This window comes from Streptomyces sp. Tu6071 (assembly GCF_000213055.1).
Classification (GTDB): Bacteria; Actinomycetota; Actinomycetes; order Streptomycetales; family Streptomycetaceae; genus Streptomyces; species Streptomyces evansiae.
Genome location: NZ_CM001165.1, coordinates 3,446,115 through 3,457,740, shown reverse-complemented (window position 1 = coordinate 3,457,740; position 11,626 = coordinate 3,446,115). Strand labels below are relative to the sequence as shown.

The window sequence follows — 11,626 nt, the reverse complement described above, 5'->3', positions numbered from 1 at the left end:
GACGTACGACATGGCATACGCGCGCTGGCGCCACATCCTCATGGAGTCGCAGCGGCACGCCCTCAAAGCGGTGGATGAGTGGAATTGCACGACTGGTAACTACAGCGATTTCCTCACGCACATGCACAAGGCGTGGCACTACCTGCTCCATGCGGAGTTTCACAAGGCGAAGATCGACTACCACTACAGCGATCCCAAGACTGGTCATCACCAGCTGATCGACGGTGAACCCAAGGCTTGGGATCTGGACCGCTGCTTGAGGGAGCGGTTCCCCGACAACAAAGATCCCGTGCGCTTGAATGGGGAACTCTTTGTGGCGCTTCGCAACAAGGTGGAGCACCGCTACGAGCACAACCTGAAGATCGTCACAGGTGGCAGGGCCCAGGCGCTCGTAGTGAACTACGAGCAGGAAATGGTCGCCCACTTCGGCCCCGAGTGCAGCCTTGCCGATCGGCTCCGATTCCCGATCTCGCTTCAGGCACTCACCGCTGAGGGGCGGGAGCAGCTCCAGGCAGCGGCCAAGAAGCTGCCGAAGCACACCCGTGACCTGGTGGCGAAGTTTGAGGCCGCCATCGATCCTGCACTGCTCGACGACCTCCGATACGACTACCGCGTACGGCTCGTGCCCATTATCGGGTCGAAGACGGACGCCGACCTAGCGATCAATTTCGTCAAGCTCGACGAACTGAGCGAGAGCGAGCGCAGGACCATGGTCGAGGCCGGTCGTCTCGGCACGGTGATCGAGAAGGTCAAGCACGTCGAAGTGGCAGACAAGGACAAACTGCTCCCTGGACGAGTGGCTCGCCTCGTAGAAGATCAGGTGCCCTTCGAATTCAGCGTCCACAACGAGCACGCCAAGATGTGGCGACGGCTCGGGGTCAGACCTGCCACTGGCGCTTCCGATCCGCACGCCACGAACGCGAAGTATTGCATCTACAGCGAGGCGTTCGGCGCGTACGTCTATACGCCCGCCTGGGTGAAGAAGGTCGTCAGGGAGATCGGCACCGTTGAGAAGTACCGGTCGTTCTTTGGTAGGGAGCCCCGCATGAAGACGGTCACCCCGTTTCCAAAGCAGTTCGGAGCGTCCGAAGCGAGCGACGCGCAGCAGCACAGCAAGTCTGCCTGAGTCTTTGGCAGGAGCGTTTCACTCACTCGCCGAACAGGCTGTCCTGCATGTACTCGACGACCTTCCGCTCCGGGTAGAAGACGGCCAGCAGCATGAACGTCTTGGGATGGGCCGCGATGTTGCCGACGAAGAAGTGGACGGCCCGGCTTGGGGCGCACATCCGCGTGTACCAGCGCTCGCGGAGCGCATGACGGACCCCGCGCTCACCGTACTTGCGCAGGAACTTGCGGTACGACTGTCCTGCCTCCCAGTCCTTCAGCCCCATGTCGTGGGTCGGGCAGTCGTCTTCGGCGCAGCGAAAGCTGTAGCGGAGGTCGAGCGGCACCCACTCCAGCGGGTTCAGCTCCTGCTCGAACAAGTCGAGTTGGTCGGCCAGCGCGGCCTTGGAGACGGACCAGGGCTCGGCGGCCTCCAGACGGAAGCGGGTGATCTCGGCGGGGCGGAAGACACCGAGGGACGTACCTCGCTTCTGCTGATCCCGCTTGATGGCGCAGAGCGACGGGGCGAGCAGCGGCTCAACGTGGCGATACCGCTTCCGCCAGCCGCCGTCTGGCGGCACCTCGCCCACAATCTCCAGCGTGTCGAGATACGGCCGGAGACTCTCTGGGCGGGAATCCCGCTCAAGACGGTGTGGCTCGACGTCGACTTCGATGATCGAGTATTTGGAGAACTGCGCCTCTTCGCTGAGGAGTCGGAAGGGTACAGGGAAGAGCCGCACGTGCTGTGGCTCGCCTTGGTCGAGGCGTATGCCGGCCACACAGCTGGTCTCACGGTATTTGCTGGACAGCTCCGGATACGTCTTGACCGTGATCATGATCCGTGCGCGCTGTCGCTTCCTGAATGCCGACGACGCCATGGCGTGCCCCCTCCCTCGGTCTCCCCGATCCGATTGGACGAGAGGCATGCACCGCTGGCAAGGGCGCGTACGAAAGCCGGGGACGAAGTCAGGCCAAAGGATTCACCGGCACTTGGACCCGGTTGCGGATCGTCTCCAAGACGACCTGCCGGTGACAGCGACTCTGGTCCTTTTCGAAGCACAGCACCGCGACCCGCGACGCTCGGGCGTGCTCTGCCAGGCGGTCAAGGTCGGCCTGTGCCTCTTCGGATCGCAGCAGGCCACGGAAGCGCGCGCACCCCACTTCGATGCGGCCGTCCCAGAAGGGCTGTCGATTGTCCTTCGGATTGCCCAGGCCACGAAGGTGCGTGTACTCGATGCCGGCCTCGGCCAGGGCCTCCCCGAGGCGGGTCTTGCTGAAGCCCTTCTTGCGGCTGATCGGGGTGAGCCTTACGTCCGCTACAACACCGATGTGACTGTCGACGAGAGAGGCGACGAATGAGTCGATGTCTCGGCCTTCGTACCCGGCTGACCAGAGACCGGGGGTAGCGGGTGGGACCTGGGTCACCCGGAAAAGATCATCGAGGGAGACGGAAAGAGCCTCAGCCACCGCGCCGACGGTGAAGAAACCTGGCTGGATCGCTCCCTCGCTCTCCAAGCGGCGCAGCGTCACGGCGGCGATGCCTGCCTCTTTGGCCAGCCGTTCACGCGTCCACCCGCGGTCCTCCCGTAACGCCCGCACTCGTTCGGCAAGCGCATGGGCGGGGCCGTGGGGAGGAGCTGAGCGATGACCTGCCATGTGCGGTGTTCCTAACGACCGTTGGGGCGGCCCGCCGCGGCGTTCCTGGTCAGCTACGAGCCCTGGATTCGCGAACGCGCAGGTCCGAGGGCGCTTGAGCGTCACTCATCCTGCGGCACTGGAGGCCGGTCCTGGGAGAAGCCGACCAAGATCTTCTCCCAGATTTCTCCCAAACGATCTCCAGGAACCACTCAGGGGCCTGACCCGCGCTGCGGATCAGGCCCCTGACCTGGTACTTCACTGTCGGGGTGGCGGGATTTGAACCCACGACCTCTTCGTCCCGAACGAAGCGCGCTGCCAAGCTGCGCCACACCCCGGTGTCGTCGGCGACTGGTCACTCGGTGGTGATGTTGTCGTGGCGACAACCGATACTTTAGCCGACTCCGGGCCCAGGGCGAAATCCGGTTCTCAGGCCGAGGGGGTCAGGGTGAGGAGGGATGCCTCGGGGGGGCAGGCGAAGCGGACGGGGGTGTAGCGGTTGGTGCCGCAGCCCGCGGAAACGTGCAGGTGGGCGGTGTGGCCGGCCGTCGTGTGGGTGGACAGGCCCTTCACGCGGTCCGTGTCCAGGTCGCAGTTGGTGACCAGGGCCCCGTAGAAGGGGACGCAGAGCTGGCCGCCGTGGGTGTGACCGGCCAGGATCAGCGGGTAGCCGTCCGCCGTGAAGGCGTCCAGGGCGCGCAGGTACGGGGCGTGCACGATGCCGAAGGAGACGTCCGCCTCCGGGTCGGGGCCGCCCGCGACCCGCGCGTAGCGGTCCCGCTTGATGTGCGGGTCGTCGATGCCCGTCAGCCCGATGCGGCAGCCGTCGAGCTTCAGGGTGTCGCGCGTGTTGGTCAGGTTGAGCCAGCCCGCCGCGTCGAAGCCGTCCCGCAGCTCCTCCCACGGGTTGTGCACCACGTTCTCGGCGGGCGCGTTGCCGTTGAGGCCGTGCGCGCCGCGCGCCTTCTCCAGGAGGTAGCGGCCCGGGTTGCGCAGCCGGGGCCCGTAGTAGTCGTTCGAGCCGAACACGTACGCGCCGGGGAACTCCATGAGCGGCCCGAGCGCGTCCAGGACCTCCGGGACCCCCTGCGGGTCCGAGAGGTTGTCGCCCGTGTTGATCACGAAGTCCGGGCGCAGCCCGGCGAGCGACTGGAGCCAGCGGCGCTTCTTCTTCTGGCCGCACACCATGTGGATGTCCGAGACCTGGAGGACGCGCAGCGGGCGCATCCCCTGCGGCAGGCAGGGGATCGTGACCCGGCGCAGCCGGAACGACCTCACCTCGAAACCCGCCGCGTAGACGAGGCCGGCCGCCGCCGTCGCCCCGATTCCCGCCGTGATGCCCAGAGGTACCTTGAATCGCGCGCGCATGACCTCATCGTGTCAGACGCGGGGCCCCGGGAAATCCGGAGGGCTTTCCCGTACCCACCTGAGACACTGGCCGCATGACCACCCTCAAGTCCACCCTGCGCGACGACCTCCAGACCGCCATCAAGGCGCGTGACGAGCTGCGGTCCGCGACGCTCCGGCTGACGCTCACCGCGATCAGCAAGGAAGAGGTCTCCGGTACGAAGGCCCGCGAGCTCTCCGACGAGGAGGTGCTCCAGGTGCTCGCCAAGGAGGCGAAGAAGCGCCGCGAGGCCGCCGACGCCTTCGCCCAGGCGGGCCGCACCGAGCAGGCCGAGCGCGAGCAGGCCGAGGGCGAGGTGCTCGCGCACTACCTGCCCCGCCAGCTCGACGACGCCGAGCTGGACCGCGTCGTCGCCGAGGCCGTCGCCGAGGCGCGCGCCGCCGGGGCCGAGGGGCCCAAGGCGATGGGGCAGGTCATGAAGATCGTGGGCCCGAAGGTCAAGGGCCTCGCCGAGGGCGGTCGCGTGGCCGCCGCGGTGAAGAAGGCGCTCGCCGGGGGCTGAGCGGTACGGACGCGGTAGCGCCGTCGTAGGAACTGCGGACGCGGTGGCGACGACGTACGGACCACGCATGCGGTACGCACGCGGTAGCGACCCCGTACGCACGCGGTAGCGAAGCCGTACGCCCGCCGCAGGAACGCCGCACGCCCGCCGCACGCCCGCCGTACGGCGCGGTACGCACGCGGAAAGGCCCCGCCCGAGAGTTCCGGGCGGGGCCTTCGTCATGCCGCGCAGGCGGTTCGGCTACGGGTCAGCACACCCGGTACGCCGACGCCCCCCGTACGGACCGGCTCACCCGAACCAGCCCCCCTGCCCGTTGCCGTTCCCGCCGTTCCCGTTGCCGTTCCCGCCGTTGCCGTTCCCCCGGCCCCCGTTCCCCTGCCCCGGGTTCGCGGGCTGGCCGCCCTGGTCGCCGCCGTTGCCGAAGACGAAGCCGCCGTTGTCGGGCTTGTCGTCGCCCTGGCCGCCGTTGTCGTCGGGCTTGTCGCCGGGCTTCTTCTTGTCCTTCTTCTTCGCGTCGGGGATGTCGACGAGGTGGAAGTTCTGCGTCGGCTTGCCCGCGAGGGCGCCGGTCATCGCGTCGCGCCAGATCGGTCCGGGGACCTGGCCGCCGTACACGTACTCCTGGTAGACGCCGCCGATCGTGATGTCGTGCATCTCGACCTCCTGGGAGGCGCTGCCGACCCAGACGGCCGCGGCGAGGTTCGGCGTGTAGCCGGCGAACCAGGCGTTCTTCCGCTTGTCCGTCGTACCGGTCTTACCGGCGCTCGGGCGGTCGCCGAGACCGGCTTCCTTACCCGTACCGGAGTCGATCACGCCGTTGAGGAGCGTGGAGATCGAGTCGGCGGTCTTCTCGGACATCGCGCGCTGGCACTCCGACTTCGGCACCGGCACGGGCTTGCCGTTCATGCCGGTCACGGAGTTGATCGCGACCGGGGTGCAGTAGGTGCCGCGCGAGGCGAAGGCCGCGTAGGCGGAGGAGAGCGTGAGCGGCGAGAGCGTCGCGGAGCCGAGCGAGATGGAGGGCTGCTGCGGCAGCTTCTGGCCGTTGCCCATGATGACGTGCAGCTTGTCCGTCATCTGCGTCACGGGGCAGATGCCGACCTCGGAGATGAGCGAGACGAAGTAGGTGTTGATGGACTTCGCCATCGCCTCCTTCATCACGTACGGGCCCTTCTCGGACTCGTTCTCGTTGTGGACCGTGGCGCCGTCGTTGTTGGTGTACGTGCCCTCGCACGTCGTCACCGGGCTCGGGTAGTCCATCTTGTACGGGGAGGGGTACTCCTTCGTCGGCGGCATCCCCTTGTCGATGGCCGCCGCGGCGACGAAGGGCTTGAAGGTCGAACCGGTCTGGAAGCCGTAGTTCGAGCCGCCCATGGAGTGGTCGACGTTGTAGTTGATGAGCGTCTGGTTCTTGCCGGTGCCGTACGGGGTCGCCTGGCCCATCGCGAGGATCTTGCCCGTGCCGGGCTCGACCAGGGTGCCCGCGGCGGTGACCCGGTCGGTCTTGTAGACGTGCTTGCTCAGGGACTGCTGGAGCGAGTCCTGCGCCTGCGGGTCCAGCGTCGTCTGGATCGTGAGGCCGCCGCGCTTCCAGAGCGCGAGCCGGTCGTCCTTCGTCTTGCCGAAGGCCGGGTCGCTGAGGAAGACGTGCTCGACGTAGTCGCAGAAGAAGCCCGCGCCGCGCGAGGCGGTGATGCAGCCGGAGCGCTGCGGGGTGACCTTGAGGCCGAGGGGCTTGGCCTGGGCGGCCTTGGACTCGGCGGCCGTGATGGAGTGCGTCTCCGCCATGCGGCGCAGCACGGTGTTGCGCCGCTGGGTCGCTTCCTGCGGGTCGTTGATCGGGTCGTAGCGGGTCGGGGACTGCACGATGCCCGCGAGGAGCGCGGACTGGTCGAGCGTGAGGTCCTTGGCGTGCTTGGAGAAGTAGCGCTGGGACGCTGCCTCGACGCCGTACGCGCCCTGGCCGAAGAACGTGATGTTGAGGTAGTTCTCCAGGATCTTCTTCTTGCCCAGTTCCTTCTCGATCTGGATCGCGTACTTCAGTTCCTGGATCTTGCGGCCCATCGTCTGCTGGGTGGCCTGGGCGACCTTGTCGGGGTCGTCGCCGGCCTCCTCGATGAAGACGTTCTTCACGTACTGCTGGGTCAGCGTCGAGGCGCCCTGCGCGACGCCGCCGCTCTGCGCGTTCTGGTTGACGGCGCGCAGCACACCCTTGAGGTCGATCGCGCCGTGCTCGTAGAACCGCGAGTCCTCGATCGCGACGAGCGCCTTCTGCACGTACGGCGACATGTCCTTGCGGTCCACGACGGTGCGGTCGCGGTAGAAGACGGTGGCGATCTCACCGCCCTTGGCGTCGAGGATCTTGCTGCGCTGGGTGAGCGGCGGTCGCTTGAGATCGGCGGGGATCTCGTCGAACTCCTTCACTGTCCCCTTGGTGGCGAGCCCGAGCGCCCCCACGCCCGGCAGGGCGATGCCCGCGAGCACTCCGCCCGCGAGGACACTGACTCCGAGGAACCTGGCGGCCAGCTGAACCGGGGAGAGCCCACCGCCCGCGCGCTTCTTTGCCATGGGGGCACCCTACGTTCTGATTCCCCGGACAACGGCACATCCCTTGGCCTAAGCTCTTCCCGACTGTCACGACGGCCCCTTCTCCTGGCCGAGTGGACGGGGTGCGCTCGCCGCACTCCCGTACGCCCTGCCGGATTTCGCCCCGTACGTCCTCTTCTGCCCCTCCCGAGGGGAGCGAACTGTCCCGTAGGTACTGAAAGGGACGTATGTCGTTCGCTCACTCCGTTGGGTGATCTGCCGCATGCGCATAGTCCGTTCGGGCCATCCAAGATTGGGCCCGAAGGGGGTGTTGCGCTGTGCCCACCTTCCGTAACGTCCTGCACTGGCGGCGGTGAATATGCCGCTGCCGCCGTGGGGGAGCCTCGATTCGGGAGAGGACGGCGCCGGCATGGGCTGGGTTACCGACTGGAGTGCGCAGGCAGCCTGCCGCACTACTGATCCGGATGAACTGTTCGTACAAGGGGCAGCGCAGAACAGGGCCAAGGCGGTGTGCACGGGATGCCCGGTGCGCACGGAGTGCCTGGCCGACGCGCTCGACAACCGCGTCGAGTTCGGCGTCTGGGGAGGAATGACCGAACGGGAGAGGCGTGCGCTGCTGCGCAGGCGCCCCCTGGTCACCTCCTGGCGCCGCTTGCTGGAGACGGCGCGCAGTGAGTACGAGAGGTCCTGCGGGCCGCTCGTCGCGGGTGCCGAGGAGCTGGACTTCGAGGAGATGGAGGCCGAGGACGCCGGGGGCGTCACGGCGGGCCCGGCGGACCGGCGGTACACCGTGGACACGGGAGACCGGCCGTATACGGCGGGCCCCGGGGACCGGCGGTACGCGGCGGTCGGGTAGGCCGGATCGCCAACGGTGCGGTGAGATGGGCGGGTTGAGCACGCGTACGGGTCGCGGGGGGCTGTACGTGGGGCGCGGGACGTCGACGCGGTGGGTGGACGCGGGCGGGTCGCGGGGTCCTGCCCGCGCGCCGGTCCGGGCCGCGTTCGGGTCGCGTTCGGCTCGCGCCCGGTGGTGCGGGTGCGGGCGGCGGCGGAGGCCTTTCCGGTACGGGTCCTTCGCCACGTACCGCCGCAGCCCCGGCCGTACCGGCGAAACGGGCCCCAGCGCGGGCGGCGTAGTGGGCGCGGTCCGTGGGCGCGTCTCCCTCGTCTCCCGCTCCTTCCGCTTGTCGGCCGGGGCTCCGCCCGGTCTCAGTCCTCTCCCGCCAGCCGCCGCGCGACCGTGCGCAGGCCCGTGAGGTCGTGGACGTCGCCCGCCAGTGCGGGGACCTCGGCGACCGGGACCTCGGGGTGGAGCGCGGTGAAGCGGTCGCGGGTGCGTGCCTCGCGGGCGCGCCGGTGGGCGCGCTCGGCGTGCAGGCGCAGCAGACCCGCGGCGAGGGGCGCGGCTGCGAGGGCTCCCGGTGGTGCGGGCGCCCGCGGTGCCCCGGCCGTGTCCGCGGCTTCGGGCGCGGGGCTCGGGTCTTCGGTTGTGACCGGTGAACCGGCTTGACCCTCGGGGGAGTTGAGGGCGTCACCGGTGGTGTACCGGGTGTTACGCAGTCCAGCTTTCCCGTCCAACTGATCCACAATGCCGGGGTCTTCAAGATTTTCCGCTGCGCTCAGCGCCCGCTCGGCGGTGAGCGCCTCGGGGCCGCCGCCGTGCACGCGGTTGAGGACGAGTCCGGCGAGCGGCATGCCGTCCTCGGCGAGTCTGCGCACGAAGTAGGCGGCCTCGCGCAGCGCGTCGCGCTCGGGCGCGGCGACGACGAGGAAGGCCGTGCCCGGGGCCTGGAGGAGCTGGTAGGTGGCGTCGGCGCGGGCGCGGAAACCCCCGAACATCGTGTCCATCGCGGCGACGAAGGTCTGCACGTCGGAGAGGAACTGGCCGCCGAGGAGCTTGCCGAGCGTGCCGGTCATCAGCGACATCCCGGCGTTGAGGAACTTCATGCCCGCGCGCCCGCCCGCCTTCGCGGGGGCCATGAGGACGCGCAGGAACTTCCCGTCGAGGAAGGAACCGAGGTTCTTCGGGGCGTCGAGGAAGTCGAGCGCGGAGCGCGAGGGCGGGGTGTCGACGACGATGAGGTCCCACTGCTCTCCGGCCCGGAGCTGGCCGAGCTTCTCCATCGCCATGTACTCCTGCGTACCGGCGAATCCGGCCGAGAGCGACTGGTAGAAGGGGTTCTCCAGGATCGCGCGGGCCCGCGCGGGCTCGGCGTGCGCCTCGACGATCTCGTCGAACGTGCGCTTCATGTCGAGCATCATGGCGTGGAGTTCGCCGTCGCCCTTCGTGCCGGGAACGCGGCGCGGGGTGTTGTCGAGCGCGTCGATGCCCATGGACTGGGCGAGACGGCGCGCCGGGTCGATCGTGAGGACGACCGCCTTGCGGCCACGCTCGGCGGCGCGCAGCCCGAGCGCCGCCGCGGTCGTCGTCTTGCCGACGCCGCCCGAGCCGCAGCACACGAGGATGCGGGTCGCGGGGTCGTCGAGGAGCGGATCGACCTCCAGAGCGGGGGCGGGATCGAGGCTCATGGGGTCCTCCTCGGGATCTCCTCCGTCACGCCCTGGCCGCGCAGCTCCTTCGCCATGCGGTAGACGGCGGCCAGGTCCATGCCGTCCGGGGCGAGGGCCAGTTCGTGGACGGGACGGCCGAGCGCGGTGAGACGGGCGCGCTGCGCGGTCTCCAGGGCGTGGCGCTCCCCGTACTCCTCGCCGAGCGCGAGCAGCGGGCCCGCGACCGTCTCGGCGCGCGGGAGCCCGGCGGCCGTGAGGGCCGCTTCGAGCGCGGCGCGCGGGACGTCCTCGGCGAGGACCCCGGGGGCCAGCGGCGCCGGGCGGACCATGTTGACGAGGACCCGGCCCACCGGGAGGCCCGCGCCGCGCAGCTCGGCGATCCCGTCCGCCGTCTCCTGCACCGGCATCTCCTCCAGGAGCGTGACGAGGTGCACGGCGGTGCTCGGGGACTTGAGCAGGTGCATGACGGACTGGGCCTGGTGGTGGACGGGGCCGATCCTGGCGAGCCCGGCGACCTCGTCGTTGACGCCGAGGAAGCGCGTGATGCGGCCGGTGGGCGGGGCGTCCATCACGACGTGGTCGTACACGTGCCGCCCCCGCTTGTCCTTGCGGCGGACGGCCTCGGCGGCCTTCCCCGTGAGGAGGACGTCGCGAACGCCGGGCGCGACGGTGGTCGCGAAGTCGATCGCGCCCATCTTCTTCAGGGCGCGGCCCGCGCTGCCCAGCCGGTAGAACATCTGGAGGTAGTCGAGGAGCGCCAGCTCGGGATCGATCGCGAGCGCGAAGACCTCCCCGCCCCCGGGCGCGACGGCGATCTTGTGCTCGCCGTAGGGCAGCGGCTCGGTGTCGAAGACCTGCGCGATGCCCTGTCTGCCCTCGACCTCGACGAGGAGGGTGCGCCTGCCCTCGGTGGCGAGGGCGAGCGCGAGCGCGGCGGCGACCGTCGTCTTGCCGGTCCCGCCCTTCCCGCTGACGACCTGGAGCCTGCTCACAGCGCGAGCCTAGAACGTCGCGGCGCGCGGCGGGCGGCCGGGCGCGAAGTGGGGGGCGCGAAGGGGGAGCGCGGGGGGTCGGGGGGAGGGGGTGCGGGGGACGGCGGGGAGCGGGGGCGGGGGCTCGTACGGGCGCCGGGGCGTCGCCTGCCGCGTGGGTTTCCGCCGCCCGCGTGCGGGCCGTTAAAGTCGCCGCATGAAGACTTGGGAATACCTCACCGCGCCGCTGCTCTCGCACAACACGAAGGCGATTCTGGACAACTTCGGCCTGGACGGCTGGGAGCTGGTCACCGTGATCCCCGGCCCCAACGGCTGGGAGAACCCGGTGGCCTACATGAAGCGCGAGAAGCAGGCGTGAGCGCGGTCGAGGCACGCCTCGCCGAACTGGGCCTGACGCTGCCGGAGGTCGCGGCCCCGCTCGCCGCGTACCAGCCGGCCGTGCGCAGCGGTGTGTACGTGTACACCGCCGGTCAGCTGCCGATGGTCGAGGGCACGCTGCCGACGACGGGCAAGGTCGGCGCGGAGGTCACCGCCGAGGAGGCGAAGGCGCTCGCGCGGATCAGCGCGCTCAACGCGCTCGCGGCGGTGCGCTCGGTGGCGGGGGACCTGGACCGCGTCGCGCGCGTGGTGAAGGTCACCGGCTTCGTCGCCTCGGCGACGGACTTCACGGGACAGCCGGGGGTCGTCAACGGGGCGAGCGAACTGCTCAGCGAGGTCCTGGGCGAGAAGGGCGTGCACGCGCGCAGCGCGGTGGGCGTCGCGGTCCTCCCGCTGGACGCGCCGGTCGAGGTCGAGCTGATCGTGGAGCTGGAGGCGTAGCGCCTCGGGGGGCGGGGGTGCCGGTCCTCGGGGGTGTTCGCGGGGCGGCCGGTCGGCGGGACGGCCCGGCCGGTCCTTCGAACTCGCGCACGAGAGGCGTTAGCCTCC

At 69.6% G+C, this 11,626-nt stretch carries 10 protein-coding genes, 1 tRNA gene and 1 pseudogene; 5 read left to right on the top strand and 7 right to left on the bottom strand.

From position 1 onward, the window contains the following. The first annotated feature begins 10 nt into the window (after positions 1–10). On the top strand, positions 11–1,126 hold the full coding sequence (locus tag STTU_RS14185) for a DUF3644 domain-containing protein (RefSeq protein WP_234019232.1): 1,116 nt from the start codon (positions 11–13) through the stop codon (positions 1,124–1,126). 22 nt (positions 1,127–1,148) lie between these two features. Here STTU_RS14185 and STTU_RS14180 read toward each other — a convergent pair whose 3' ends face one another. From STTU_RS14180 to STTU_RS14165, 4 genes are all read right to left on the bottom strand, one after another. Continuing rightward, on the bottom strand, positions 1,149–1,982 hold the full coding sequence (locus STTU_RS14180) for a hypothetical protein (RefSeq protein ID WP_043255181.1): 834 nt from the start codon (positions 1,980–1,982) through the stop codon (positions 1,149–1,151). A gap of 88 nt (positions 1,983–2,070) precedes the next feature. Then, entirely contained in the window at positions 2,071–2,760 is a 690-nt protein-coding gene (locus STTU_RS14175) for a DUF488 family protein (protein ID WP_052862368.1), read from the bottom strand. Between the two features lie 243 nt (positions 2,761–3,003). Further along, positions 3,004–3,077: transfer RNA gene (locus STTU_RS14170), tRNA-Pro, on the bottom strand. A 91-nt stretch (positions 3,078–3,168) separates the two neighbouring features. Further along, the gene (locus STTU_RS14165) at positions 3,169–4,107 is read right to left on the bottom strand and encodes a metallophosphoesterase (protein ID WP_007823949.1); all 939 of its coding nucleotides are present in this window, start codon (positions 4,105–4,107) and stop codon (positions 3,169–3,171) included. 74 nt (positions 4,108–4,181) lie between these two features. Here STTU_RS14165 and STTU_RS14160 point away from each other — a divergent pair, with 74 nt between their 5' ends. Beyond that, positions 4,182–4,649, top strand: coding sequence for a GatB/YqeY domain-containing protein (locus tag STTU_RS14160; protein ID WP_007823947.1), 468 nt, complete (start codon positions 4,182–4,184; stop codon positions 4,647–4,649). Between the two features lie 288 nt (positions 4,650–4,937). Here the strand turns inward: STTU_RS14160 and STTU_RS14155 are convergent, their stop codons facing one another. Then, positions 4,938–7,217, bottom strand: a complete 2,280-nt coding sequence (locus STTU_RS14155; protein WP_007823945.1) for a transglycosylase domain-containing protein — start codon at positions 7,215–7,217, stop codon at positions 4,938–4,940. 388 nt (positions 7,218–7,605) lie between these two features. On the opposite strand from STTU_RS14155, the pseudogene STTU_RS36190 reads away from it, so the two are divergent. Beyond that, positions 7,606–7,890: pseudogene (locus STTU_RS36190) on the top strand (WhiB family transcriptional regulator); the annotation flags it as partial. Between the two features lie 515 nt (positions 7,891–8,405). On the opposite strand, the gene STTU_RS14145 reads toward STTU_RS36190, so the two are convergent. Next, the gene (locus STTU_RS14145; RefSeq protein ID WP_009067660.1) at positions 8,406–9,725 is read right to left on the bottom strand and encodes an ArsA family ATPase; all 1,320 of its coding nucleotides are present in this window, start codon (positions 9,723–9,725) and stop codon (positions 8,406–8,408) included. Continuing rightward, positions 9,722–10,699, bottom strand: a complete 978-nt coding sequence (locus STTU_RS14140) for an ArsA-related P-loop ATPase (RefSeq protein WP_007823936.1) — start codon at positions 10,697–10,699, stop codon at positions 9,722–9,724. The genes STTU_RS14145 and STTU_RS14140 overlap by 4 nt, the downstream gene beginning before the upstream one ends. A 196-nt stretch (positions 10,700–10,895) precedes the next feature. On the opposite strand from STTU_RS14140, the gene STTU_RS34925 reads away from it, so the two are divergent. Continuing rightward, positions 10,896–11,057, top strand: coding sequence for a hypothetical protein (locus tag STTU_RS34925; RefSeq protein ID WP_007823934.1), 162 nt, complete (start codon positions 10,896–10,898; stop codon positions 11,055–11,057). Next, positions 11,054–11,518 (top strand): RidA family protein, encoded by a 465-nt coding sequence (locus tag STTU_RS14135; RefSeq protein ID WP_043255177.1) that lies wholly within the window; start codon positions 11,054–11,056, stop codon positions 11,516–11,518. The genes STTU_RS34925 and STTU_RS14135 overlap by 4 nt, the downstream gene beginning before the upstream one ends. The last annotated feature ends 108 nt before the right edge of the window (positions 11,519–11,626 follow it).